24 protein-coding genes and 1 pseudogene are annotated in these 26,578 nt (G+C 48.8%); 16 read left to right on the top strand and 9 right to left on the bottom strand.

Translation table 11 applies throughout. The features are described from left to right. Positions 1-47: 47 nt before the first annotated feature. Complete coding sequence (locus AC1DLI_RS04220) at positions 48-5,399, top strand: discoidin domain-containing protein (RefSeq protein ID WP_477599946.1); 5,352 nt, start codon at positions 48-50, stop codon at positions 5,397-5,399. A 128-nt stretch (positions 5,400-5,527) separates the two neighbouring features. On the opposite strand, the gene AC1DLI_RS04215 is transcribed toward AC1DLI_RS04220, so the two are convergent. Further along, a complete protein-coding gene (locus tag AC1DLI_RS04215) occupies positions 5,528-6,058 on the bottom strand; it encodes a superoxide dismutase family protein (RefSeq protein ID WP_477599943.1) in 531 nt (176 codons plus the stop codon). Between the two features lie 275 nt (positions 6,059-6,333). On the opposite strand from AC1DLI_RS04215, the gene AC1DLI_RS04210 reads away from it, so the two are divergent. Next, positions 6,334-7,350 (top strand): HD-GYP domain-containing protein, encoded by a 1,017-nt coding sequence (locus AC1DLI_RS04210; RefSeq protein WP_477599941.1) that lies wholly within the window; start codon positions 6,334-6,336, stop codon positions 7,348-7,350. A 170-nt stretch (positions 7,351-7,520) separates the two neighbouring features. Here the strand turns inward: AC1DLI_RS04210 and AC1DLI_RS04205 are convergent, their stop codons facing one another. The 3 genes and pseudogenes from AC1DLI_RS04205 to AC1DLI_RS04195 all read right to left on the bottom strand — a co-directional run bounded on the left by AC1DLI_RS04205 (position 7,521) and on the right by AC1DLI_RS04195 (position 8,404). After that, positions 7,521-7,721 carry a YiaA/YiaB family inner membrane protein gene (locus tag AC1DLI_RS04205; protein ID WP_308997254.1) on the bottom strand — a complete coding sequence of 67 codons (201 nt, stop codon included), beginning with the start codon at positions 7,719-7,721 and terminating at the stop codon, positions 7,521-7,523. An 84-nt stretch (positions 7,722-7,805) separates the two neighbouring features. Then, positions 7,806-7,943: pseudogene (locus AC1DLI_RS04200) on the bottom strand (YiaA/YiaB family inner membrane protein); the annotation flags it as partial. 245 nt (positions 7,944-8,188) lie between these two features. After that, a complete protein-coding gene (locus tag AC1DLI_RS04195) occupies positions 8,189-8,404 on the bottom strand; it encodes a hypothetical protein (protein WP_477599939.1) in 216 nt (71 codons plus the stop codon). Between the two features lie 141 nt (positions 8,405-8,545). Here AC1DLI_RS04195 and AC1DLI_RS04190 point away from each other — a divergent pair, with 141 nt between their 5' ends. The 4 genes from AC1DLI_RS04190 (at position 8,546) to yunB (ending at position 13,671) form a co-directional block, all read left to right on the top strand. Then, complete coding sequence (locus AC1DLI_RS04190; protein WP_477599937.1) at positions 8,546-10,024, top strand: sensor histidine kinase; 1,479 nt, start codon at positions 8,546-8,548, stop codon at positions 10,022-10,024. Beyond that, on the top strand, positions 10,017-10,709 hold the full coding sequence (locus AC1DLI_RS04185; RefSeq protein WP_308997142.1) for a response regulator transcription factor: 693 nt from the start codon (positions 10,017-10,019) through the stop codon (positions 10,707-10,709). Before AC1DLI_RS04190 ends, AC1DLI_RS04185 begins: the two co-directional genes overlap by 8 nt. Before the next feature lie 135 nt (positions 10,710-10,844). Beyond that, positions 10,845-12,365: an S-layer homology domain-containing protein gene (locus tag AC1DLI_RS04180; protein ID WP_477599934.1), complete on the top strand. Its 1,521-nt coding sequence runs from the start codon at positions 10,845-10,847 to the stop codon at positions 12,363-12,365. A 166-nt stretch (positions 12,366-12,531) separates the two neighbouring features. After that, entirely contained in the window at positions 12,532-13,671 is a 1,140-nt protein-coding gene (gene yunB, locus AC1DLI_RS04175; protein WP_477599932.1) for a sporulation protein YunB, read from the top strand. 168 nt (positions 13,672-13,839) lie between these two features. Here the strand turns inward: yunB and AC1DLI_RS04170 are convergent, their stop codons facing one another. Next, positions 13,840-14,844, bottom strand: coding sequence for a M23 family metallopeptidase (locus AC1DLI_RS04170; protein WP_477600070.1), 1,005 nt, complete (start codon positions 14,842-14,844; stop codon positions 13,840-13,842). A gap of 302 nt (positions 14,845-15,146) precedes the next feature. Here AC1DLI_RS04170 and lipA point away from each other — a divergent pair, with 302 nt between their 5' ends. Then, complete coding sequence (gene lipA, locus AC1DLI_RS04165) at positions 15,147-16,091, top strand: lipoyl synthase (RefSeq protein ID WP_308997146.1); 945 nt, start codon at positions 15,147-15,149, stop codon at positions 16,089-16,091. Between the two features lie 26 nt (positions 16,092-16,117). Further along, positions 16,118-16,852 carry a YutD family protein gene (locus AC1DLI_RS04160; RefSeq protein ID WP_477599929.1) on the top strand — a complete coding sequence of 245 codons (735 nt, stop codon included), beginning with the start codon at positions 16,118-16,120 and terminating at the stop codon, positions 16,850-16,852. A gap of 53 nt (positions 16,853-16,905) precedes the next feature. On the opposite strand, the gene AC1DLI_RS04155 is transcribed toward AC1DLI_RS04160, so the two are convergent. Continuing rightward, positions 16,906-17,703: an NAD kinase gene (locus AC1DLI_RS04155; RefSeq protein ID WP_308997148.1), complete on the bottom strand. Its 798-nt coding sequence runs from the start codon at positions 17,701-17,703 to the stop codon at positions 16,906-16,908. Between the two features lie 100 nt (positions 17,704-17,803). Next, the gene (ylbJ, locus tag AC1DLI_RS04150; RefSeq protein ID WP_477599927.1) at positions 17,804-18,880 is read right to left on the bottom strand and encodes a sporulation integral membrane protein YlbJ; all 1,077 of its coding nucleotides are present in this window, start codon (positions 18,878-18,880) and stop codon (positions 17,804-17,806) included. Positions 18,881-19,310: 430 nt separating this feature from the next. Here ylbJ and AC1DLI_RS04145 point away from each other — a divergent pair, with 430 nt between their 5' ends. Further along, on the top strand, positions 19,311-19,700 hold the full coding sequence (locus AC1DLI_RS04145; RefSeq protein ID WP_477599925.1) for a globin domain-containing protein: 390 nt from the start codon (positions 19,311-19,313) through the stop codon (positions 19,698-19,700). Between the two features lie 4 nt (positions 19,701-19,704). After that, positions 19,705-20,445, top strand: coding sequence for a DUF2225 domain-containing protein (locus AC1DLI_RS04140; protein WP_477599923.1), 741 nt, complete (start codon positions 19,705-19,707; stop codon positions 20,443-20,445). On the opposite strand, the gene AC1DLI_RS04135 is transcribed toward AC1DLI_RS04140, so the two are convergent. After that, a complete protein-coding gene (locus AC1DLI_RS04135) occupies positions 20,442-20,684 on the bottom strand; it encodes a hypothetical protein (protein ID WP_477599921.1) in 243 nt (80 codons plus the stop codon). The genes AC1DLI_RS04140 and AC1DLI_RS04135 overlap by 4 nt on opposite strands. Further along, the gene (locus tag AC1DLI_RS04130; RefSeq protein ID WP_477599919.1) at positions 20,681-20,851 is read right to left on the bottom strand and encodes a YycC family protein; all 171 of its coding nucleotides are present in this window, start codon (positions 20,849-20,851) and stop codon (positions 20,681-20,683) included. The genes AC1DLI_RS04135 and AC1DLI_RS04130 overlap by 4 nt, the downstream gene beginning before the upstream one ends. 174 nt (positions 20,852-21,025) lie before the next feature. Between AC1DLI_RS04130 and AC1DLI_RS04125 the strand changes: the two genes are divergently transcribed. From AC1DLI_RS04125 to fsa, 6 genes are all read left to right on the top strand, one after another. After that, the gene (locus tag AC1DLI_RS04125) at positions 21,026-22,810 is read left to right on the top strand and encodes a M3 family oligoendopeptidase (protein WP_477599917.1); all 1,785 of its coding nucleotides are present in this window, start codon (positions 21,026-21,028) and stop codon (positions 22,808-22,810) included. A gap of 120 nt (positions 22,811-22,930) precedes the next feature. Further along, entirely contained in the window at positions 22,931-23,821 is an 891-nt protein-coding gene (locus tag AC1DLI_RS04120; RefSeq protein WP_477599915.1) for an NAD(P)-dependent oxidoreductase, read from the top strand. Positions 23,822-23,911: 90 nt separating this feature from the next. Further along, complete coding sequence (locus AC1DLI_RS04115) at positions 23,912-24,583, top strand: CBS domain-containing protein (protein ID WP_477599913.1); 672 nt, start codon at positions 23,912-23,914, stop codon at positions 24,581-24,583. Next, positions 24,580-25,380 carry a pyruvate, water dikinase regulatory protein gene (locus AC1DLI_RS04110; protein WP_477599911.1) on the top strand — a complete coding sequence of 267 codons (801 nt, stop codon included), beginning with the start codon at positions 24,580-24,582 and terminating at the stop codon, positions 25,378-25,380. Before AC1DLI_RS04115 ends, AC1DLI_RS04110 begins: the two co-directional genes overlap by 4 nt. Positions 25,381-25,414: 34 nt before the next feature. Beyond that, positions 25,415-25,813 carry a nucleoside-diphosphate kinase gene (gene ndk, locus AC1DLI_RS04105; RefSeq protein ID WP_308997158.1) on the top strand — a complete coding sequence of 133 codons (399 nt, stop codon included), beginning with the start codon at positions 25,415-25,417 and terminating at the stop codon, positions 25,811-25,813. A gap of 20 nt (positions 25,814-25,833) precedes the next feature. After that, positions 25,834-26,475 (top strand): fructose-6-phosphate aldolase, encoded by a 642-nt coding sequence (fsa, locus tag AC1DLI_RS04100; RefSeq protein ID WP_308997159.1) that lies wholly within the window; start codon positions 25,834-25,836, stop codon positions 26,473-26,475. Positions 26,476-26,578 lie beyond the last annotated feature (103 nt).

Genomic DNA, 26,578 nt, shown 5'->3' with positions numbered 1-26,578 from the left:
CGGATTTTAGTAAGCGCTAACAATTAAATTATTTCAGGAGGATTGGGATGAACAGTATGTTCGTGAAGAAATGCTTTATTTTTATTGTAACGTTATGCATGATCGCAAGCATTGGTTTACCGTCATCTGTCAGTGCGGCGGGAACGACCTATTACGTGGATTCCGTGAATGGCAATGATGCAAATACCGGAACCAGCACATTGGCTGCGTGGAAAACGTTAAGTAAAGTGAACGCCACAGTCTTTAATCCCGGCGACACCATCTTGTTCAAAACAGGCGGGGTATGGAACGGCCAACTATCGCCCCAGGGCTCCGGGACAAGCGGCAATCCTATCGTCATCGATATGTACGGCACCGGCAGCAAGCCGATCATCAACGGCGGCGGGTTGAACGACACCGGTACTGTCTATCTTGTGAATCAGGAGTATTGGGAGATTAACAATCTGGAAATTACGAATGACGATGATTTGAGTACCAATAATACGACGAACGTAAGAATGGGCATTTATTACAAGATCGATACCAATATAGCTGGAAATAATCGTGTTTTTAATCACATTTACATCCGAAATTGTTATATCCACGACGTGGATGGGAACGAGAACGGGTCTGCCGCCGCGGCAGGGATCTCAGGAGAGATTGTCGGGCCAAGCACATCCACATCCGCAAGATTCAATGACATACGGATTGAGAACAACACCTTTAACAAGGTAGACAGAACGGCAATCCAGCCCGTGAAATTGAACATCTTTACTTGTCCTGGCACGGATACTTGTTTTCGCGACGGAGTCCGCAACAATAATCAATGGAGCACAGGCGTCTATATTGCTTATAACACCATGAACGATATAGGCGGAGACGGGATTCTGATGCGGGAAACGAAGGATGCGATCGTAGAACATAACGTGTTGAGCGGTTTTGGAACAAGAGTTTTGCCGACCGTGGCAATTGCCGGAATATGGTTATGGAATGCCAATCATACCGTATTCCAGTATAATGAAGTATCCGGAGGACCTGCTTCGAACCAAGACGGCACGGCATTCGACTTCGATTATTACGGCATCGATAATGTATACCAGTACAACTATAGCCATGACAATCCGATGGGCACTATTTTGCTTATGGGAGCGAATGAAAATGATATATTCCGTTACAACATCAGCGAGAACGATGGCATGGCTTTCCGCCATTTTGCTTATAATGAGTTAACACCGGCGTATATCTACAATAATATCTTTTATTATGACGGCGCTAATCATAGGATTAACGGAGACAGCAGTGATGCAACAAAATTAGGCTATCATTTCTATAACAATATTTTTTATAACACGAGCACGACAACACCGACGAAGTGGGGAGGCGGCAACTGGGATCAGTTGACGTTCAGCCATAACATTATTTACGAAGCCAGCGGATTACATACCCAGCAGGAGCCTTTCGATCCTTACGGGATGACGGATAATCCGAAGTTTGTGAATCCCGGTTCGGGAGGTATCGGTCTTGATACGTTGCAAGGGTACAAGTTGCAAGCGGACTCTCCTGCTATCGACGCCGGTATCGCAAGTCCGGAAGCTGAAGGAATCAAGGACTTTTTTGGAACTACGATCAATGCCTCCAAACCCGATATTGGGGTTCAGGAATTGACGGGAACTCCCGCAGCGAATTCGACAATGCGCTATGTACCGCAGCAGCATATGAGCGTCGTTGCGACAAGCAGCACGACAGGCAATAGCCCTATGATGGCAGTAGACGGTCAGGATCAAACCTATTGGCAATCGGAAGGCGGATCGAATCCATCCTTGACGATAGCTTTGGGAGGAACATACAACATCGATCGTGTCATCTACGTTCCTTCAGCAGATGATGCGGCCGGAATCATTACAAATTACCAGGTGTATACAAGTACCGATGGCGAAGTGTTTACAAAAGTTGCAACCGGCACGTGGGCAAACAATACGTATCGGAAAAGAGCGGTGTTTCCGTCCGTGTCAGCTTCCTATATCAAAATTATAGCCTTGCATTCATCGGGACATACTTCCGCAGCGGAAGTACAGGTCGGAATCGGTACAGGAACAGATGGATCGGGGCTTTATACGACAATATCGCAATCATCTATGACGGCTACAGCTTCAAGTGCTTATAGTAGTTCGTATGCCGCAGCCTTGGCGATTGACGGAAGTACTTCGACTTATTGGTATCCATCCAGTCTTCCAACAGCTGCGAGCCCTCAGTATATAATCTTAACATTGAATCAAAGCGCCGCCATTTCTAAATTTGATTATAAACCTTATTCAGGGGCATACGCGGTTACAGCCTATAAATTGTATGTCAGTACGGACGGTGTCAGCTTCACGGCAATGCCAACCGGTACCGGCAACCCGGGCACATGGGCAGCTGATTCAACCAAGAAGGTAGCTGTCTTTGATCCGGTAGACGCGACAGCGTTTAAATTCGAAATGACTGCAACAGGAGGCAATAGGCCTGCGGTTGTAGAACTTAATCTGTATTCCCCGGATAACGCGGTGCCAGTTCCGGCTCAACCGACCAATCTGACAGCTTCTCCGATGAATTCACAAGTGAACCTGATGTGGTCGACTGTAACGGATGCGACATCCTATATTGTGAAGCGCAGTACGAGCAGCGGCGGGCCGTATACGACGATTGCCGCCGACCTAACAGGAGCAACTTATTCGGATACGGACCTAGCGAACGGAACAACCTATTATTATGTAGTAACTGCAGTGAACAGCGGAGGCGAGAGTTCGAACTCTAAAGAAGTAAACGTAACTCCAGTACAAGCACCGACAGCACCGACAGCACCAACCAATCTGACAGCAATAGCGGGTGATGCTCAAGTAAGCTTGACATGGGGTACGGTCACCGGAGCGACGTACTATAATGTGAAACGCAGTACGAGCAGCGGCGGCTCGGATACAACGATTGCCGCCAATGTAACAGGAGTAACTTATTCGGATACGGGCTTAGCAAATGGAACAACCTATTACTATGTAGTAACTGCAGCGAACAGCGAAGGCGAGAGTGAAAACTCTAACGAAGCAAGCGCGACTCCGGCGCCGGTAGGTGAGACCGACCAAGTTACCTCCACATTTCCAACGGGGCAGGGTGCACTGGTCAATCTCGTAGACGGCGATATGAGTACGTCGTGGGCAAGCGGGTTATATCCAAGCTTCCCAGGAGATATCACGATTGATTACGGAACTGCCAAAACGTTTAATACATTAACGATTTCATCCTGGTTCTCGATCAGTCAAGGAGTTACGAATGTTGATGTGGAGTACGAGGATGGGGGCGAATGGGTAACTGCCGCCGAGGATCAAAATATTGCGTGGTCTTTTAACGACAATACGGTCGAGCATCGCGATATCGGCTTCAATACGATTACGGCTAGTAAGATACGTTTGAAGATTAATGCCGCTAACACGTACTGGGGAAATTTTGCAGTGAGTGAATTGTCCGTTTCTGAGAAACTTCTTACTCCGCCGAGTTTGACGGCGGATATGGCGGATAGTGGGACGGCGTTTCCCGTCGAGGTAACATTCACGGACGATCCGGCATGGCGCGCAGCGATTATAGCGGTTAAGGACGGAGCGAGTACACTTACTGGAGCGGATTATACCGTCAGTGCCGGAAAAATTACGATCGGTGCCGGTAAGCTATCCGCTGGCAGCCATTCGATCACCATAATGGCAGCCGGTTATCATGATGCGGCGCTGAGCCAGACGGTATATTCCAGTAATGCAGATTTAAGCGGGTTAACGTTATCAAGCGGTACTTTGAACACGAGTTTCGAAGCGAATCGAACCGCCTATACGGCGAGTGTCAGCAATGACGTAAGCAGTCTTGCATTGACACCGACAGTGTCCGATGCGACATATAAAAGCGTGAAAGCAGTAGTGTACGACAGCTCCGGCATGCAGGTGTTCGGCCCGGTAAACCTTGCAAACGGCGCGGAATCGGAGGTGATTCCGCTTAACGTGGGCAATAACCGTATCGTGCTCACGGTAACGGCGCAAGATGACATCACGGTCAAGGCTTATACGGTAACGGTTACGAGAAAGCCTGCAACAATACCACAGGATTCATCAACCTCCGGTAGCGATCAGGCTGCGCAAATCGGCTTGAAGGTTATTGTTAACGGAGAAATGCAGGAGGGAATCGCACGAGCGTCTACTCTCCAGCAAGAAGGGCAGACCATAGTGGCTCTGACGATCGATGCATCTGAAATGAAGGCGCAGCTTGCGAAAGTCGGAGAAGCGCCGGTCATTACCATTACTGTGACATCAGATGCCGACAAGGTTGCTGCCGAATTGAACGGGGATACCGTGAAAGCGTTAGGAGATAAGAGGGCCGTATTGGAAATCCAGACCCCGAATGGGAGCTACAGGCTGCCTGCGGCAGAAATCTTGATCGGCAGCATAGCCAAGAAGCTGGGAGAGCAAGTGCAACTGGCGGATATTGCCGTGCATGTGGAAATTGCAAAAAGTCCGTCAGATAAAGCCGAACTCGCAAATAATGCGGCAGAACAGGGGGATTTTTCCATTGTGGCTCTACCCGTTGATTTTACGGTGACTGCGACATTCAACGGCAAAGCAGTAGAAGTGGAGCAATTCAGCTCGTATGTTGAACGCGTTATTCCGATTCCGGACGACGTTGATCCAGGTGAAATCACAACGGCTATCGTACTTCATGCAGACGGCTCTTTCCACCATGTGCCGACTTCTATTATGGCTCGGGACGGGAAGTATTACGCGCTAGTGAACAGTTTGACCAACAGCACATACGCTTTGATTCGGCACCAGGTCGCGTTTACGGATATGGGAGGTCATTGGGCCAATGCGGCGGTGAACGACATGGCATCCCGATTGGTGATAAACGGAGTCGCGGACAATCGTTTTCAACCGAATACCGCCATTACGCGTGCAGAGTTTGCTGCTATCATCGTGCGGGCATTGGGTCTCGCTGAAAGCGGGAGTGTGGCAGCGTTCAGCGATGTGGAATCCGGCGACTGGTACGCAGGGGCAGTTGCAAAAGCGCATGAGTATGAGATCGTCGAAGGGTATGAGGATGGAACATTCCGCCCGTCAAATACGATCACCCGACAAGAAGCAATGGTAATGATTGCACGAGCCATGAAACGGGTCGGTTTAAATAGCAGCGTTAACAACTCGGATCCCACCTCCATATTGTCCGGATTTACGGACGGAGTGGCGGTTGACGAGTGGGCCGAGCAAGCGGTCGCTGCAGTCGTGAAGAGCCAATTGGTAATCGGCTCCGATACGAGCCTTAATCCGTCTGCGGATATTACGAGAGCCGAAACGGCTGTTATCATATGGCGAATGTTGAAAAATTCGAAACTGATTGGAATGATTGGAGCCTAACGGGTAACGATAGTTAAAAAGAGGCAGTAAAAAAAGTGGCTGAACAGAAACATTTTCTGTTCAGCCACTTTTTTGTTCGAATTTGTTATAGCTTTTATGAGATTGCCTCCAAATTTTCAAGCACCAAGTTAATTGATAACTCCGCAAGCGATGCGATTACCGGAGTTTCCGGAGGGATCGGTTACGTAGTCGTCAGCTTTCTCGTGAATGACTAGAGCCGTGCCGCCTTCCTTCAATAAGGAGTTCGCTTTGCCTTGTTGAAGAGTTACGTCAGCGCTAGCGATATCCGCGGTCACTTTTCCGTCAGCTCCGACTTCAATATTGGGCAGATCGCCGCTGTGATAACCTTTCGGATTGTTAAAGCCATGCTGTTTACTCATTGGATTAAAATGATCGCCAGCCGATTTAAAGTCAGGCGTTTCGCATTTGCCGACATTGTGGAAGTGGACGCCGTGCTTGCCTGGAGCGAGCTTTTCCGCTTCGATGTGGACAAACACTTTGTCTGCTTTTTGCACCAGCTGGGCATTGCCGATTTGTTTACCCTCACTGTTGTTGATGGGGATTAACAGGGCCATGGGCTCTGGGCTGGCCATGGCCATGGCGGCTCCAACCGATTGCGCTAGAAATAACAAACAGATTAAGGTAACGATTTTCTTCATATAGCCCTCCAAGTTTACACTGTCTAGGTTGACCGTTTAAAAAACGGCAATGGAAATAGGATGCACATTCCAGTTACTTTTATGCATAAAAAGGAAATTACGATGAAACATAGTTTTGAATCAAACATTGACCGGGCCTTATTCGCAGTTCGACCAGATGAAAGGGACTGGATGCAGCGCTAGAGTTTATATCAATTTCTTATATAATCGATCACTTCCTGATAAAGATATGGTAAACTAAATGTTGGAAGCGCCAAGTCCGAGGGAGTGTAACAATGGAGCAGCTGATCGGGAAAAAGATTAAGCATGATATTTTGAATGCGTATGGCGTTACAATAGTACCGGCCGACTCTGTCCTAACACCGGAATCCTTACAAATCATCATAAACCATCGGATAGATATGAACTCTCTTGTGTTAGCTTCGGATAAGAAGCCCGTCCAAGAAAATAGTATTCAAATCGGGGAACTGGTTCAGCAAACGGTTACCGTCTCGAAGGAACTTTTTGAATCGATCTTAGTGTCCCGCAAAGTACCTTTAATGGAAATCCGCAACGAGGTACTGCCCGCTATTTTGCAGCTTTCCAAAAATCCGGATATTTTCGAATTGTTCGAAGCGGTAAAAGCGAAGGATGACTATGTTTACCAGCATAATATTGGTGTTGGCGTCATATCGACGCTCATTGGCAGATGGCTGAATCTAGACGATTCGGAGCTGTCGATCCTTTCATTAGCTGCGACTTTGCATGATGTGGGAAAAGTGAAGCTTCCGCTCGAGGTATTAAATAAACCAGGCAAGTTGAACGAGGCAGAGTTCCAGCTTGTGAAGAAGCATACGATATTTGGCTATGAAATGCTCAAGGGAACGACGGGCTTGAGCTTGAGAATTGCCAGGGTTGCGCTGCAGCATCATGAGCGCGAGGATGGCAATGGTTATCCGCTGGGACTTAAGAAAGAAAACATAGATTTATTCAGCTCCATCGTATCGGTTGCGGATATTTTTCATGCGATGTCCTCGAAACGCCCTTACCATGATCCTTTGTCCTTCCATGAGATTGTCGAGCAAATGAGCGAAGGGAAGTTTGGCGCGCTAAACCCGCAAATCATTTCGGTGTTTATTGAAAACATGATGAAACGATTGGTAGGGAGGCAAGTGCTGCTTACAGATGGACGAGCCGGTGAGGTTGTTTATATCAACCCGCATAATATCGAGACGCCGTTAATTAAACTGGCAGATTACTTCTTGGATCTAAGCCAAGAGCGCGATGTCCATATCCAATCTGTTATTGCTTAAAATAAACGAGCGCAGTTTAAAATAGAATAGCACACAGAAAAGCCTCTCATTTCGAACGAAAAGAGAGGCTTTTTTTGTCCAAATATAAGAAAGTTTAACCACATACGATGCTTATATTTCACCCCGAACGAGCTTACCGCCAAGGACAGCGTCAGCCGTTTACGGGTGGTTTAGCTTTCGAAATCCTCGGCTGCATTCGCATGCAGACTGTCTTCCTCGTTGTCCCTGATTGTTTTCTGAAGGACTAGGCAAGCAACGATGAGAAAGGCGCCGGCAATGGCGTAGTAGCCTTTTACGTACAACGGCTCTTCAAGTACATAAATCCCGATATATTGCGCGAGAACGGCAAGGATAAAGCCTGCCCAAGCCATAAACGTGAAGGCGGAGGTGTTGCGGCTTCTGTACCCGGGATTGTAGTCTTTCAAAAATTTGTCCTCATCGTTGTCGCGTGCTACCTTTTGCAGCAGGAAGGAAGTAATGATTAAGAGCACGCCGGTTACGGCGTAATAGCCTTGCACGGACATCGGCTGCTTCAGCGTATAGATGCCAATAAATTCAAATCCGCAGGCGATAAGAAAGGCTGCCCAAGCCATGAAAGTATAAGTAGGGGTGTTGCGGCGGCGATAAAAGTTAGCCGGTTTGCGTACATGCATCGTTTCCATTTTTTCCATTTGTGAAATCCTCCCGAATCGAGTTGTTGTTGATGTCTTTAGTTTACAGCATATTCCTATTCCCAAAAGTACCAACTTATTATGGTACCAGGTGCTAGCAATAGAAAAACGGTGCCAGCCTGTCACGCGTTAGCGATCAGGATGACACCGTTTATACTGTGATTCTATTAGCGCTTCCTCAGCTCGAAAAATTCGCATTCCTTTCGGTTGTGGTATGCAATATCGCTTACCCCCGATTGGGTTACGACTACGCTATCGTCAAACCGTATGACCAGCGAGCTTGAATCGATAAGCTGATTGTCTTTAAATACCCGAATGCGCTGCTGCTGCTCGAGGACCTCTTCAAAATCAAGGTCGCTGCTAAGCCTTCGATTTATGGCCATAGGTAAGCTCCTTCAACAGGGAAATCATTTCTTCTAGTCTATCGCATGCAAGCAGGCGTTGCAAAGTCCTCTTTGTCGCCTCGGCCAATCCTATGTTACATTGTAGTCACGAAAGAAGAACATCGAGAAGGAGCTACAAGCATGTCTATACGCGTCCGGCTGCTGCTATCCTATACCTGCATTCTTATTGTCACGATCGTATTGTTTCTCGCTGCCGCACTGCTGTTTGTGGTTGCGGTCACAGGCGATGTGCGAAGCGTGAAGGACTTTTATAAGATTCATTATTCCGTGAACCCGCTGTCTAAGCAAGAAGAGACGATTTTTCTTGATCTTAAGTACCTAGCCAAAAATGAACCCGACTCGCTGCTCGATAAGACGCTTCTGGATCAATATAATTATAAGCTTCGCGCGGAACAGGCGGAACTTTTCATACGCAAAGAGAATGAGCAGCTGTATTCCTCGTTATCAGTTAAGCAGCCTGAATTAATAAAATATCTCCCTGATTACGAAATGGAAAACAATGCGATTCGCGATACGCTGCAAATCGGTGATCATTTTTACTCGTATGCCAAATTTGATTTTTATTTTCCCGATAAATCAAAAGGAAGCGTGCTCGTTATCCGAGAGCGAAGTCCGTTTGCAGAGGTCGTACGGACGCTGCTGCCTATTTTTCTCGGTGTGCTGTTCATTGTGCTGCTGCTTATGAACATGCTCCTTTACTACTTTTTGACCCGGAGCATAGTGAGGCCGCTTGATTTGCTCCGGAAATCGACGGAGCGGATAAAGGAAGGCAATTTGGAATTTGAGCTGCATGCGGAAGGCAATGACGAGATTTCCCGTTTGAGTGAGGCCTTTGAGGATATGCGCGGGAAGTTGAAGCAGTCCGTCGAGAAGCAGCTTCAATACGAGCAAAACCGCAAGGAGCTGATCGCCAATATTACGCATGATCTGAAAACGCCGATTACGTCGATTAAAGCGAGTATTGAAGGTATCCGGGACGGCGTTCCGGATACGAAGCAGAAGATGGATCGGTATGTGAATACGATTTTGACGAAGGCTGATGATATGGATCAGCTGATCGATGAGCTGTTTCTGTACTCCAAACTGGATTTGAAGCAGCTTCCGTTTACGTTCGAAACGATCAACCTCGGCCATTTCACACAGGATTATGCAGAGGATTTGCAATTTGATTTGCAGGATCAAGGTATCGAGCTGGAATGGAGCATCGATACTTCATCAGCCTCGCGCGTGCTTGCCGATCGGGATAAGTTGAAACGGGTATTAGTAAACATTATGGATAATTGCGTGAAATACATGACGTCCGAACCGAAGCGGATAGAGATTACGCTCAAACCGGAGACAGATTTCATTAGCTTAGCAATTCGCGATAATGGACCAGGTATTTCAGAAGAGGCCGTCCCGTTTATCTTTGAACGGTTTTTCCGCGAGGATTTGTCGCGCAGCAGGCAAACGGGCGGAAGCGGCCTCGGACTCGCGATCACGAAGCAAATTATTGAGGGACATAACGGGACGATTCATGCCCAAAGCATGCTTGGGGCAGGGACCGCGATTATTATTCAACTGCCGCGCGCCAAGCAACAGGAGGATACCGATGACTAAAATTCTCATCATTGAAGATGAAGTGACCATCGCTGAGGTGGAGAAGGATTATTTTGAGCTGCACGGCTTCTCGGCGGATATTTGCTTGACGGGCACCGATGGCCTTCGGGCCGCAATGGGCGGCCATTATGATTTAATCGTCCTTGATTTGCAGCTGCCGGGGATGGATGGATACGAGCTATGCCGTCAGATCAGGGCGGAGAAGGAAGTGCCGATCCTTATTGTTTCTGCCAAAAAAGAAGAAATAGATAAAATACGCGGGCTAAGCCTCGGAGCCGATGATTATATCACCAAGCCGTTCAGCCCAAGCGAGCTTGTGGCCCGCGCGAAGGCGCATCTGCAGCGCTATCAGCGCTTGATCGGCAAAAGGGAGACCAAGGCGTCCGAAAAGATTCGAATCCGCGGCCTGCAGATTGATGCCTCCTCCAGGCGTGTGTATGTTAATGATCAAGAGGTACAGTTTACGACGAAGGAATTTGATCTGCTCTCGTTTTTGGCGCTTAACCCGAATCATGTATTCAGTAAGCAGGAGCTTTTCGAGCAGCTTTGGGGGATGGACTCTCTAGGCGAAATTGCTACTGTAACGGTGCATATCCGAAGGTTAAGGGAGAAGATCGAAGCGGATCCATCGAACCCCCAATACATCGAAACCATCTGGGGAGCAGGCTACCGTCTGACCGTCTAAAGCGAGTCAAGCGATCGTTTCAGAAAAGTTTCGAAGCTGTTTATCTTTTGTTAATCTTTTGTTTGCCAGTGGTTTATCTTTGTGCTTTATCATGAGGTCAAGCTAATCAACAGCACTCATGAGGAGGAAACAAGGATGAATTTCGTTTCGAATAAAATGGCAGCAATCGTATTGGCAGCAGCAATCGGGGTTTCAGCCGCAGCGGCTGGTCCTGTGAATGTATTGGCAAGCAGCGGTGTGCAAACGAAGGCACCGGCAGCTGGCTTTCAAGATATAAAAAATGGCGGGAAATCAATTGCAGCTATTCAGGAGCTGGTGAAGCAAGGGGTAATGAACGGGTACGGAAACGGATTGGTTAAGCCGAATGCTGCCGTATCCCGTGCGGAGCTTGCGAAGCTCGTCGTAACCGGCCTCGGACTTCCGGTCAATGCGGCTCAGCCCGCTGGCGTAACGGATCTCTCCGCAGATAAATGGTACTTCCAATATGTGGCGACATTAGCCAACCTTGGCGTGATGCAAGCCGATGGCGGAAAGCTGAAGCCCAATGCGTCGGTTACCGCTGCGGAGTTGACTGACATTATCGCAAAATCACTGAAGCGGGATGCTGCTTCCGTTAAATATTGGGCAAAGAGCGTAGGCGTTAAGCCTCAATCCGTAACGCGCGGCGAGCTGGCACAGCTGGTTGTAACCTCGCAAAAAGCAAAGCCTTCGGCTGATGCCGAGATTGTCCAAGTTAAAGTTTTGAACACAATCACATTAGAGGTTACCTTCTCAGCGCCTATAACGACGGAGGACGCAGCTCTGGAGCAAGCTTTGAAAAACTTCAGCTTTAATAACGGACTTTCGATGCTGAACGTGCCTCAGCTAAAGACGGGCTCCATTTCGACCTACATCGTCCCTACCACGCCTCAGAAGGCAGGAACGAACTATGAGTTGACCTACAAAGGGAAAGCTGCGGGAAATTTTGCCGGAAGCGGTGAAAAAATCGAAATGAGCAGCACAGATCAGGTTTCGTATGATACGTTCGAGGTGGTATCGGAGCTGTCCAAAGGCGTTACGGATTACGGCAATGTTATTTCAGCTTATTCGGTCGGACGCGCAGCTACGGCTTTCGTATTAGATGAGAATAACCAGTACAATGGAAAAACGTATGAAATTATATCCTCCATGCGTGCAAAGCAAGTAACGATTACGCCCGAAGGCGGATCACCGATGATTGCGACATATGTATTATTTACGCAAGCAACGGATGGTCGCCAAGCGCCGAAATTCCGTTTGCCGGAAGGTGAGGTACTCAAGCCGGGCGTTAAATATACGGTTTCCTCGGAATGGGCAAATATCGCTAGCGCCACGTTTGTGGCGAAAGAAATCGCGCCTCTTGAAATCGAATCTGCTAAAGCGCTGAACGACAGCTCGCTTGAGCTGACGTTAAAGGCCGATCCGAAGGATGAGCTGTTTGCGGTTCGCAGCATTGAACTGACAGGCACGGACGGAAGCAAGCTTACGGCAACTTACAAGCTGACTTCGCGCAAAGGGGCTGCGGGAATTTTCGAGCTTACGAATGGCGCGAAATTGGTTGCGGGCATGACGTATAAAGTGAATGCCACAACCCGCTGGGCAGAGGGGAATGACATTACCGTAACACTTGCGAAGTAATTTCGCTGAAAAGGGGCAGGCCGATGACGGCCCGCCCCTTTTTCTCTTTCCGTAACGCCTACCGATTCACTGGTGCCGCGCAGGTCGTCTTCTTTTTTGGCCGAGTTCTGCATAAGTATGGGTATTGGCAGCGAGGCAGCGAGCAGGAATGCGGGAGGGGATCGGATTGGCGAAATGGGGAAGGAGAGGCTGGCGGTTCAGGCCGTTTGGCGGAAGCCGGATGCAGCTTTGGTCAGGCCGCCCGTTCTCTAAGGTCAGAACGGTAAGCTGGGGGAGCCGCAGCAGCGCAGCATCATCTCGTCCAGCTCCGAAAAAATGGGGCACAAGGACAAGCGCAAGCAGCGGAAAATGGAGCATACGGCGGCCATCGATCAAATTCGGCGGCAACCGAAGCCGGAGCAGCAGCAGCAGCGGCGGCACAGGCGGAACTTGGGGAGCCAGGCCGGCAAGGCCGCGTATCCGGCGCCGGACGATATTTTTGATTACGCTTATCGTAATGATGATTTTCTCGATTCAATCCTTCGTCTATATCGAACGCAACTTGCGTCCGCCGCTTATGAATATTGCTAAAATAAGAGTAAAGCAGGTCGCTACGCAAGCGATTAACAAAGCAATAACGGAGCAGGTTGCCAGCCGCTCGGATACCGATAAGCTCATTGATTGGAAAATGAACAGCAACGGCAAAATCTCAGGCTTCATGCTTAATTATGCGGAGCATATGAGCATCACCTCACAGACCATCAATACGGTGCAAGAAACATTAAACGACATGAAGGACATACCGGAGCATATTCCGATAGGCCACGCTCTAAACAGTGCCATTATTTCATCTTACGGTCCAAGGGTACCGGTTAAGTTTGAACCTGTGGGCGCGGTAAAGGTTGATCTAAGCACGCGCCAGAAGGATGCGGGCATCAATATGATTTTGGTCGAGGTTTATATTCGGATTATTGCAGAAGTAACCATCATCATTCCGTTCGATACCGAGCCGGAGATCGTCGAAACGGATATACCGATTTCGTATTTGCTCGTAGTGGGAGATGTACCGATGTACTACTATGACAATACCGGCAAGCCGGTAGGCGAATCGGCTGCGCAAGCACCGAACATTTCCGTGCCGCTCGGCCAAGGGTCCGGCAGCGGCGTCACAACGAATCCTCAAAATAGCGAAAATGAGGAATCATCGAACGCTGAATCCACGAACTCAGAAACGTCAACAGAAGCTTCCTCCGAGGATTCCGGCCATACAAATGCTGCTAATAATGCCGAGACGAATACGGGAGATTCAGCCGGAGGCGGGGAATAGCCGGAAAAATTAGAAAAACGACTTTATTGTCCTCTGAATAGAGAATACGATAAAGTCGTTTTTATTTGCAAATATAAGAAAGTATAGATTTTAACCATATACGATGCCTATATTCTCCGCGAAATGAGCCTTTGCCGCCAAGGATGGCGTCAGCCGTTTAGGCTGGGCTTATTTCCCCGAACGGATTCGTTTGCGCTCGGCCTGCTCCCAGCGGCGAAGCATCGGATAGGGGTCAAACGACCATTCGATCAGTCCGCGGTCGCTATATACGCCGTAATGCAAATGAGGGGGGAATTTCCCCGAAGTGCCGGGCTTGCCGTATCCCGAGCTGCCAACCCAGCCAACGACCTGACCCGGTTTGACGACATCGCCGATGTTGACGGTTTTGTCGAAGCCGGACAGATGCGCGTAATAATGGTAAAAGTTGTTGAGATCGCGAATGCCGATCCGCCAGCCGCCATAGGGATTCCAGCCCTTTACTTCGACAATGCCGTAGCAGGTGCTTCGAACGGGCAGTCCGTGGTCCGCGAAAATATCCGTACCCTCATGCGTCCGTCTGCCGCCCCAGCTCCGGCCTGTTCCCCATGTGCTGTTATACGAATAGTGGGTGCCGATCGGAACCGGAAAAGCATGATCAAACAAATCAAGCTTGCCGAAAGTTGCATAAATACGGGCAAATTGCTGAATACGCTGTACGGAACGGTTATTTTGGTAATACTCCCACAGTCCGATTGAAAAATCGTCATCGGAGATGCCGTAGGCAGCAACGCGGCTAATGAGTGAATACAGAAGGTCAACGTCGCTTGTCCGCTCCGCCTGACCGTTACCGTCTCCATCCTGACCGATGCCGTTGAAGAAACGTATCGAGGCGGGAGTGCTGTCCTCCGTGTTCGGATTAAGCGGGCCGGCCCAGCGCTCTTGATCAATAAATACGCCAACCGTGCTGCCTAGCATGGGTCGTGCCTTCGGCCGTACCTTGGACATGGATCGCTCATATTGATCGATCGCAGCAATCCAGTACCACGGCACATCGGTAAACAAGCTCAATTTCTCGTATAAACCTCTTCTTGCGGGCAAAGGATCGGGCTCCGCTGCTGCCATTTGCTCATTTGCCGCTTCGGTCTGCCTTTTGATAGCAGGAGAGGCTTTTGCATGGCTGACTGGGAAGACCATGAGCAGCGATGCTGCGGTTAATGCTGCGACAACAGGTATAGCCAGTTTCAAACGTCTCACCCTTCCAAAAGCATGACGGTTATAACTTTATGGTTTGCAAATCATTGGTTTTTATACGAAATCGATCAACCATTATTGAACAGCTGACCGCGGAGATACAGATCGAGCAAGAAAGCCGTCAATAGGAAACTGTTTCCGCTTGGAAACGAAATCCGTAGAAAGTGCTATTTTTATTGGAAACATGTTATAATAACCCCATGAGTTTAGGATTTATAAATGAACTTGAAAGCAGGTAATCCCTTATGAAACAAAAGGAAACACTTAAAAAGCCTGACTGGCTTCGTATAAAATTAGCGACAGACGGCAACTATGCCGAAATTAAAAATATGATGCGCACCAAAACGTTACATACCGTATGTGAGGAAGCGCGTTGCCCCAATATCTATGAATGCTGGTCGAATCGCACGGCTACATTTATGATTTTGGGCGATATTTGCACGCGTGCATGCCGTTTCTGCGCCGTTAAAACGGGCATGCCGACCGAGCTGGATTTGGACGAACCAGAACGCGTAGCAGAAGCAGCAGAGCAAATGAATTTGCAGCACTGCGTGGTAACCTCAGTCGCTCGCGATGATTTGAAGGACGGCGGCGCTTCTATATTCGCAGCAACGGTACACGCTATCCGTAAACGTATGCCGTTTTGCCGCGTCGAGGTGCTTATCCCGGACTTCCTCGGCAACAAGGATGCGCTTCAGATCGTAATGGATGCGAATCCTGACATTCTGAACCATAATGTTGAGACCGTGGAAAGGCTCTCGGACCGTGTTCGCGCTAAAGCAAAATACAGCCGTACGATGGAGCTTCTGAGACGCGCTAAGGAAATGAAGCCCAAAATTCCAACCAAATCAAGCATTATGCTTGGCGTGGGCGAGGAGTGGGATGAAATTTTGCAAACGATGGATGACCTGCGGGCTAACGATGTGAATATATTGACTTTAGGACAATATTTGCAGCCTTCGCCGAGTCATTTGCCGATTGTACGTTATGTCCACCCAGACGAATTCGCAAAATTAAAAGAAGAAGGGCTGAAGCGCGGTTTCAGGCATGTTGAATCCGCACCGTTAGTACGCAGCTCTTACCATGCGCATGAGCAGACCGATTCGGCACACGCAGCGATTGCTGCAGATACCGTAGAAGCGGGATTCGACCGTGAGATATCCTCCGGTGCTTGCTCGAGCAGCATGTAACTGACGCTCAAGATGAGGTGGAGACCATGGCTTTGATTCATATCGGAGGAAAATCATACGAAATTGTACAAGAAAACAGGAATGGTTGGAATCCTGAGGCATTTCGCGATCGTTACAGCGAGGTACTGGAGCGTTACGATTTCATTGTTGGTGATTGGGGTTACAGCCAGCTTCGGCTGAAGGGCTTTTTCCGCGATAATCATCAGAAGGCTACAAAGGAAAGCAACTTATCCGGCATGCCGGATTATATCAATGAATATTGTAATTTTGGCTGTGCGTATTTCATTCTGGAGAAGACGCAGAGTACGCAGCGGGAGCCGGATGACTATGATTTGGATGCTGACGACCAGCGTCCTCGCATTGAAGCGGCTGATTTGCTCGCGGCAGCTGCCGGACTGGTAGAAGCTTCTGACAGCTCGGTTGCTGAGAATGAAGAGGTGGCTAGCGCGAAGGAAGAACCCGCTTTTCCATCGCATGAACGCCATAGCCGAAATCATAACCGTGAAAATCGCCACAGAAGCTCTAACCGCAGCAATAATGAAAACAAAGGCGGAAATGATGGCGCTAATGCCGGCGAAGGCCGGAACAACGGCGAGCAGCAGGGCAGCGGCAAGCGTGAACAGCAGCAGCGCAAAGGCGGATACAAAGGCAATGACCATCGCGGCAAAAAGCCGTTCCGGCTTGCAGCTAGCGAGACGGCAGCGGCATCCGCTCCCGCTGAAACGAATCGATCAAACAAAAAAGACACGGAGCGCCATTAGCTGGCGCTGCAGTGTCTTTTTTTTGCGGCAAAGGGATCGTAAACTTGAATCTCTTAACGCACGTCATAACCTAGAAAAGCTTCCCGGACCCGATTCCAGAAAGGGAAAGGACGGTATCTTGCAAAGCTGACCTTGCGGCTGGATACGCTGCAGCGAATCGAAAGAATATCGCTGCGTCTAATGCTGACATGATCAATGGTGAGCTGAAGGCGCTGTTCTTTTTTTGAGATAATATCGCAATGATGATGCTGCGGCAGCAGCACGGAGGAGCCAAGCGTACGGTAAACGCGATTGTTAATTGAAGCGATCTCGGCAATTTGCAGTGATTCTATCGATGGATGGACAATGGCGCCGCCCAAGCTTTTGTTATATGCAGTGCTTCCGGAAGGGGTCGAAATTACGATGCCGTCACCCCGGAACATCTCGAACATTTCGTCATTGATATTGATTTGTGCCACGAGTGTTCCATCCACGCCCTTGAGCGTAAATTCATTCAATGACAAATAATGCCGGGATTCGGTCGGCGTCTCAAGCTCAATCTCAGCGAGCGGATATCTGACAATGCGCGGCGTTTCCTCAGCCATCATTTTCACAAGCTCCTCGAGCTCGTCTGCCTGCCAGTCGGCATAGAAACCAAGATGGCCGGTGTGTATCCCGACAAATGCGACATCAGTAATTTGATCCACATATTTATGAAAGGCTAGCAGAAGCGTTCCGTCTCCTCCGATGGAAATGACAATCTCCGGTGCTTCTTCATTCCGATTGAAGCCGCGCTCCGCCGCCAATATGTGAAATTTCTCCGCTAACGATTTGGATAAAGCATCGCCTCGATCAATAACCGCATACTTCAAAGGTAAATCTCCTTCCGATCTCCATAGTACTTAAGATGATAAAGGAAAATGCCTTTAAATTCAATGCGCCGCGGTGCTCTAGCAGATCAAAATGGGCGAATCAAGGACCGAGCCAGCCCCAAAGCAAGTAAACCAAAGCCATCGCAATAAAACCATGCAGGAGTCTGGCAAAGAAAAAGGGACGATAGCGTAAATCGGTCCTGCTGAGCAGGCTCGCAATTTGAGCATGCACCGAAAGTCCGCCCCAAGAAAGAATCCAAGCAGCAATCGCGGCCTGATGCATAAGTCCCGTACCGGCTGCCCCGGCAGCACGAGAGCCAAGCGTTACTTCAAACAAACCGAATATGCCGGCGTCTGCAAGGGGGGCTGGCAAACCGATAAGCACAAATAAATAACGCAGCGCATGCGCCATGGCTGCTACGATTCCGGCATGGGTTAGCATCTCCATGACAACAGAGAAGAAGACGACAAGTCCGCCGACTACGATCATTAGCCGAAGCGCAGATTGAATCGAGTCCTGCAACAATCTTCCTAGCCCTCGGCCATCCAGCAAACGCGCTTCATGCATAGATTTAAGCGCGACTGCAATTCTTGAAGGCCTGCGTTTTTTCGGACCGCTCGTAACATCGACGTTTTTCTTCGCTGAAGACGGCTCCGCATGCCGATCATGAAAGCGCATGAGGAAGCCGATCACAAGTCCGCCCCCATAGTGGGCGGCAGCCAGTACAGGCGCAAGCGCGACATTGTGGAAGAAGCCGACAGATACGGCTCCGATTAGGAATATAGGATCAGATGTTGTCGTAAAAGCTACAAGCCGCTCGCCCTCCGCCCGGTTAACGAGCCGCTGCTCCCAGAGCTGTGCGGTAAGTCTGGCTCCCACAGGGTAGCCGGATATATAACCCATCGTCACAATAAACCCGCCGATGCCCGGAAGGCGAAATAAGGGCTTCATTAAGGGATCCAGCAGCTTTCCGAAAAAATGCACGATGCCGAAGCCAAGCAGAAGTTCTGAGATCACGAAGAAAGGGAAAAGCGCTGGAAAAAGCACCTGCCACCAGATGGATAAGCCGCGCAGCGAGGCACCCAGCGTCTCCGTTGGAAAGACGGTCATTAGAAGCGCGATAAAGAGGGCGCAAAGGGCCGTTATGGATAACGGATGGATAAATGTTCGCAGCAAAAAGACCGCCTCCTATTAATGGGGAAAGGGAATGCCTGCATGTGAACAATGAGGCCGTACAACCCTTCCTACACATATATGTTCAAACGTGGACATCCATCACTTCCGGTAAGTTAAAATTAAAAACAAGCTAAAAAGAAAACGCTTGCAAAACACTGGATTCCTGCATTTTTTATGGTACAATAGAATTACCTTAGAACGGTTGGAGTGATGAGTATGAGTATAATCGCTGGCATCTTGGTATGTGCTTTCGTCTATGTCATTCGAGAATCTCTTACAGCACCTGGGGAAGAGGACTATGAAGGTTGATAGGTAATACGCACTATATGACGAGTCCCGCATATCTACATTGCGGGCTTTTTTTTGTTTTCGGTAAAAAAAAAATTATGGTATAATACTAAATACCTACAAATTGGAGATGGTTCTGACGATGAATAGGAATATAAGCCTTTACGAAGCACTTGGTGGGCCTGAGACTTTAAGGCTAATTGTTGAATCGTTTTATCCGAAGGTACAAGCTCATCCTCTAATTGGGCCTTTGTTCCCGGAAGATATTGATCCTGTCATAGAGAAACAATATTTATTTTTAACTCAATTTTTTGGAGGTCCTTCTTTATATTCAGATGCATATGGACATCCCATGATGAGAGCAAGGCATTTACCGTTTCCGATTACCCCAGAGCGGGCCATGGCATGGCTGGACTGCATGCGAAGAGCTTTGCAGGAGGTAGGCATAGATGAAGAGCTTCAGCACATTGTAATAGAAAGACTATCCGGACCTGCACACCACTTTGTAAACACATCTGAAGAGGAGACGTGATCGTATGGAACCGCTCTACCAATCAAAAATCGTATGCATCTGCTGTGAATTTACGTTTATGACATCTCGCGTTAGACCTAGCTTTAAAAGAGCAGCTAAGGTAGATACTGACTTTTGCGGATATTATAAAACAGAAGTGAACCCTGACTTTTACGTGGTCCGGGTTTGCCCAAATTGCGGCTTTGCCTCGACTGAAAATGGTGTAGAGCGGTTGAACGAACAACAAAAGAAGCAATACCACGAAAAAATCGGCATTCGCTGGCAAAACCAGGATTATTGCGGTGAGCGTAACGCGAAACAGGCTATGGCGAGTTATAAGCTGGCTCTTCTCTCTGGACAAGCAGTAGGTGAGAAGGATCGCGTGATTGCGGGCATTTTGCATCATATTGCGTGGCTCTACCGTTATGAAGCAAATCAAAACGACGAGAAACGGTTTTTGCGTTTTGCCCTTCAATCCTACATAAGGGTATATGAAGCAGAGGGCGTGGCACTTAATAACGCAAAGCTGATGTTTCTGATTGGGGAGCTGAATCGCAGAATCGGGGAATTGAACGATGCTGTACGGTGGTTTTCCCGCGTCGTGAATGATAAGAAAATCGTCGATGGTGCAATGATTCGCGCTAGCCGTGAACAGTGGCAGCTTATTCGTGAAGAGATGGAAGCCAGACCAAAAAACGGATCCGGCGACATCTCTCAAAACGAGAACATGAGCATGACGGAGCAAACGATTTCTACATCCGCTTAGCGGAGTGCTTTCCGGAGGACGCGGTCTGTTAACAAATAGTCGCGGTCTGCGTCCACGATTGTTACTTTGTTCCGACAGCATGGAAAAACGAGCAGCCGTTTCATACCATCCTGTATGTCCTGAAGCTCAGCGGGCCTTACTGGGAGCAGCACATTGTCTGCATCGCAAAACGGACAGCTAGTTACATAAAGGTCGCCCATAATGACGTCATAAGGCCATGCTTTTTCAAACGGAATCATTCCTTCTTATCGCTTTCTGGCGCTGCCGATGAATCGGTTTTAGCTAGCTCTGCAAGCTTTTGCAATAAGATATGGCGCGGCATATGCATGAGATGCTCTATGGGTACGCCAAGCTGCTCGGATAGCTTAATGGCAGTATCAGCCGAAATTTGCAACGGTTTAGACATGGTGAAATTCCTCCAATCTGGATATAATTAAGTTATACACTGCCGAGAAGGTTTGCGCAAATAAAAACGCGGCCTCATCTTGGCTTTTTTTATTACATATCACCGTGGAACAGCTGCTTATACCTTAGATGGATGCGACAGCCGTTACGCTAGTGAAGGAGAGGATGGAAGCAGATGAAGCAGGGATTTCCGCAAAGCTGGGATTTGGATGTTTTTTACGAGGGGGGCTCAAGTTCGGCAGCCTTCCAGGAAGAGCTTAAAGGCATGGACGAAGACATTGCGAAGCTGGCAGCCGCAATGTCCGAGGAGACAAGCGCCGGCGGCTCAGAAATCGCCGCGATGACGGAGCTGCTGCAAAGCGTCATCATAAGGCTGCGGCAATCGGAATCGTTTGTTTCCTGCTTATTGGCTCAAGACATCAAAGATTCGGCAGCCAATGCGCGCGGTGACCGGGTGAAGACGCTTGGTGCTAAGCTGCTCGGCGTACTTACGCGTTTTGATAATATGCTGCGCGGATTGAATGACCTTGAATGGTCGAAGCTGTTCGAAAACGAAAAGCTGGCTGAGGTAGCTTTTAGCCTGGCTGAACGCCGCGAGCTTGCTAAGCAAAAGATGGCTCCGGAGCTGGAAGCTCTAGCAGGAGATCTGGCGGTGGACGGCTATCACGGCTGGGGCGATTATTATAACGTTATCGTGTCTCGAGCTAAGTTTACGGAAATCGACAAGGATGGGAAGAAAAATATTTTATCCGCTGGTCAAATGCATAACCGCCTGTCTGACGGCGATCGCGAGGTGCGGAAGACTGCATTTGCAGAATGGGAGCGTGAATGGTCAGAGCAAGCGGACCTGTGCGCCGAGACACTGAATCGGATTTCCGGCTTCCGCCTTAAGCTTTATGACAAGCGCGGCTGGGAATCGGTGCTCCAGGAGCCGCTGCAAATGAACCGTATGAGCGAAGCGACGCTGCAAGCGATGTGGGATGCCATACAGGAAAGTAAACAGGTGCTTGTCCGTTATTTAGAGCGCAAAGCGAAGCTGCTCGGTGTCGAGAAGCTATATTGGCATGACGTGGAAGCGCCGATCGGCTCCGCGACAAAAATAATTCCTTATGACGAAGCGGCTGTCTTTATCATTGAGCAGTTCCGCTCGTTTAGCCCGGAGCTGGCGGATTTCTCAGAGATGGCCTTTCGGGAAGGCTGGATAGAAGCCGAGGATCGTCCCGGCAAGCGCCCAGGCGGCTTCTGCACGTCTTTTCCAAAGAGCGGCCAAACTCGTATTTTCATGACCTATTCCGGCAGCGCATCGAATATTTCCACGCTTGCGCATGAGCTCGGCCATGCTTACCATCAGCATGTGATGAATGATTTGCCGGCGCTTTCGCAGGAATACGCAATGAATGTAGCAGAAACGGCTTCAACATTCGCGGAGCTGATTGTATCTGACCGTGCGTTCAAGGCAGCAGTAGAGCCGGAAGAAAAGCTGGGATTGCTTGAAGACAAAATTCAGCGGTCGGTGGCCTTTTTTATGAACATTCATGCCCGGTTCTTATTCGAAACCCGTTTCTATGCGCGCCGTCGCGAAGGCTTAGTGCCGGTTGAAGAGCTCAATGCTCTGATGGAAGAAGCGCAGCGAGAAGCGTATTGCAATATGCTGGGCGAGGTTCATCCGCATTTTTGGGCTTCGAAGCTGCATTTCTACTTAACGGATGTGCCGTTCTATAACTTCCCTTATACGTTTGGTTATTTGTTCAGCGCGGGCATTTATGCCAAAGCCTTGAAGGAAGGGCCGGATTTTAAAAACCAATATGTTGCTTTGCTGCGCGATACCGGAAGAATGACCGTCGAGCAGCTTGCAGAAGCGCATCTTGGCGTCAACGTAGAGGAAAAGGATTTCTGGCAGGAGGCTGTGGCGCTGACTGCAGTTGATGTAGAGCAGTTTATTCAAATGACAAACGAATAGGCCTTCATTGATAATTCAACATCGACCGGACAGCCGGAGACAAGGGGAGCATTCTTGTCTCCGGCTGTTTTTTTGCTAAAATGAATCTAACCCAAAACGTAATGGAAAGGCGGAATTAAATTGGCTAAGCAGGCAATCAATCAACAGAACAGCATTGGATTTATCGGAACAGGGATCATGGGCGCGAGCATGGCGGGGCATTTGCTTGATAACGGATATAAGGTGAATGTGTATAACCGAACGAAATCGAGAGCAGAGGGTTTGCTTGCAAAAGGGGCTGTTTGGCAGGAGTCGCCTAAATCGGCAGCGGAGCAATCGGATGTCATAATTACGATGCTCGGTTATCCCGCGGATGTGGAGGAGGTTTACTTTGGGGCCTCAGGTCTGCTGCAGCATGCACGGCCAAATGCGATATTTATCGATATGACGACCTCAAGCCCGTCACTCGCAAAACGCATTGAGCTGGAAGCTAGAAACAAAGGATTGGCGGCGCTCGATGCTCCTGTCTCCGGAGGAGATGTGGGAGCTAGAGAAGCTAGATTATCTATCATGGCAGGAGGCCAGGAGGAAACCTTTGATGCGGTACTGCCTTTATTTGAATTGATGGGCAAAAATATCGTATACCAAGGCGAGGCGGGCTCCGGGCAATTTACCAAAATGTGCAATCAAATTGCGATCGCCTCCAATATGATTGGTATCAGCGAAGCTCTTGCCTATGCGAAGAGTGCCGGGCTGGAACCAAGCAGGGTTCTGAAAAGCATTGAGGCGGGCGCAGCAGGCAGCTGGTCTCTATCCAATCTCGGTCCACGCATCATTAACGGGGATTTTGCACCGGGCTTTTATGTAAAGCATTTTATGAAAGATATCAAAATTGCTCTTGAGTCTGCTGATGAGATGGGACTTCCGCTGCCAGGACTCGCGTTGGCACGTACCTTATACGAGCAGGTCATTGCGCTTGGGGAAGAGGACAGCGGTACGCAGGCGCTGTACAAAGTAATCTTTAAGCCGTAAGTCTACTATTTATTGTACACATTGCGTTAATATGATATATTATTTCTCGAATAATGGTGCTATTTCGTTTTAATATGACTCATATAAAGAATGGAGGAGAGTACGATTCAATTATCCACTCGGCAATTGGAGCTTCTTGAACTTGTGAAGAGGCGTGCACCGATTACCGGTGAACAATTAGCAGAATATTTGGGTGTCAGCAGACCGACGCTGCGCTCGGATTTATCGCTTCTCGTCATGCTTGGTTTACTCGATGCGAAGCCAAAGGTCGGTTATTTTTTAGGCAACACCTATCGATCAAGCGGCGAGCCTTTGCAGCAATTCAACAATATGAAAGTGAGAGAGGTACAGGGGGTTCCCGTCAACGTGCCTGACTCCTTATCGGTGCATGATGCCGTTATCACTTTGTTTACCGAGAATGCGGATACCCTCTTAGTCGTCAATGAACAGAAGAGGTTTGTTGGAATCGTCACTCCTAAGGATTTGCTCAAAATAACATTAGGTAACGCAGGCGCTTCGGCTATCCCAGTCAGTATGGTAATGACCCGTTATCCGAATATAGTGACGCTAATGCCCGATGATTCCGTAATGGATGCGATCCGAAAAATGTCGCTCCATCAGGTGGATTGTCTGCCAGTCATTGTTCCTCGCGAGGAGCAAGCTGCTGATCCGGAAGTAACCGGTTGGGTATCGAAGTCGAACATTATACGTCTGATGGCGGACATCGCGATGGATGGGGAATTGGGGGAGCCAGAGTTATGACACAGCAAATCATTTATGTATGCTCCGATGCTGTCGGTGAAACGGCAGAAGCGGTGGCTAAGGCTACTCTGCGTCAATTTTCATCGGAGCATGTAAAAATCAAGCGATATGGACATATCAAGTCCGAGGATGAAATATTGCGCATTGTCGCTGAAGCTCTCAGCACGGGAGGTTTTATCAGCTACACGCTTGTTCAGCCGGAGCTGCGGGAGCTGATGAAGGAAGAGGCGCTTAGGGCGGGTGTACGAGCCGTCGATGTCATGGGCCCGATGATGCAGGCTTACGTCGATACGTTCGGCAGCTTCCCGAAGCGGGAGCCTGGACTGCTGCATTCGATCGATGATGCCTACCATCGCCGGATGGATGCGATCGAATTTGCGGTGAAATACGACGACGGCAAGGACGCGCGGGGCTTTATGCAGGCGCAGGTCGTGCTGATCGGCGTTTCGCGGACATCGAAAACGCCGCTAAGCATCTTTTTGTCCCATAAGGGGATTAAGACGGCTAATTTGCCCTTGATGCCGGAGGTTAATCCGCCAGAGGAGTTAAAGCCTGCTCCCGGACGGCTTATAATCGGATTGACAATGCAAGCAGAGCATCTGCTGGAAATTCGTTCCGAGCGGCTGAAGACGCTTGGGCTGCCGGCAACTGCGCAGTATGCAACGACTGAGCGGATTCAAGAGGAGTTGGATTATGCCGAAGCGGTTATGAAATCCTTGAATTGCCCGGTTATCGATGTCACAAATCGGGCAATTGAAGAGACTGCTGGCATAATTACTGAATGGCTTAACAAATAAATGGCTATACCGATAGAGACAAGGGGGATTCTAAATGGATAGAACGTTTGTAATGGTTAAGCCAGATGGTTATGCTCGAGGTTTGGTAGGTCGAATTGTCGCGCGCTTTGAAGAGAAAGGCTTTAAGCTGATCGATGCGAAAGTGATGCAATTATCAAGAGAGCATGCAGAGCATCACTATGAGCATTTGCGCTCCAAGGTGTTTTTTGACGAGTTGGTCGATTTTATTGTTTCTGGACCTATATTCGCGATGATATGGGAAGGCAAGGATGCAATCAAAAATGCCCGCGGGCTTATAGGCGCAACGAATCCGTCTGACGCGCTTGCTGGAACGATTCGCGGCGATTTTGCGATCGATGTAGCAAGTAATATCATCCATGGCTCAGACTCTATAGAAAGCGCAGAACGGGAAATCAAACTTTTTTTCCAATAGACAAAGGGAGATGACCGGATATGAAATTTTTCTTGGATACAGCGAACGTAGAGGAAATTAGACGGATTGCCAAGCTTGGGCTCGTTGACGGGGTAACGACCAACCCTTCGCTAATTGCGAAGGAAGGACGGGATTTTAAACAAGTCATCCAGGAAATTTGCAGTATAGTGTCCGGTCCGGTCAGCGCTGAGGTTATAGGTACGAAGGCCGATGATATGCTTAAGGAAGCCTTCGAAATTGCAGAATGGGCTCCGAACGTAGTCATCAAGCTGCCTCTTACGGAGGACGGCTTGTATGCAACCCATGCGCTTGCCGAGAAGGGAATCCAAACGAATGTAACGCTCGTTTTCTCGGCAGCGCAAGGGCTCATGGCGGCCAAAGCAGGAGCAACCTTTATTAGTCCATTCGTTGGCAGGCTGGATGATATCGGCGTAGAAGGCTTGAAGCTGGTACGTGATTTGAATGCCATTATTCGTAACTATGGATATTCAACCGAAATTATTGTTGCAAGTATCCGTCATATCGGTCATCTTGAGCAGGCGGCTATTGCGGGTGCGCATATCGCGACAATCCCGGGTTCGCTTTTACCGTCGCTCTGGAAGCATCCGCTTACAGACATCGGGATCGAGAAGTTTTTAAGCGATTGGGGAAAACAGAAGTAAATTCCTTGGTTGACGAATGGAATCTGGTTATGGTAAATTTTATACAAAGTTAACGATCAAACACGGAAGCACCGTAAAAGGACGCAGGTAACTGCGCCTTCTA

Source organism: Paenibacillus sp. 01T443, assembly GCF_056398325.1.
The sequence above is the reverse complement of the archived record's forward strand: the minus strand, read 5'-3'. Positions and strand labels throughout refer to the sequence as shown.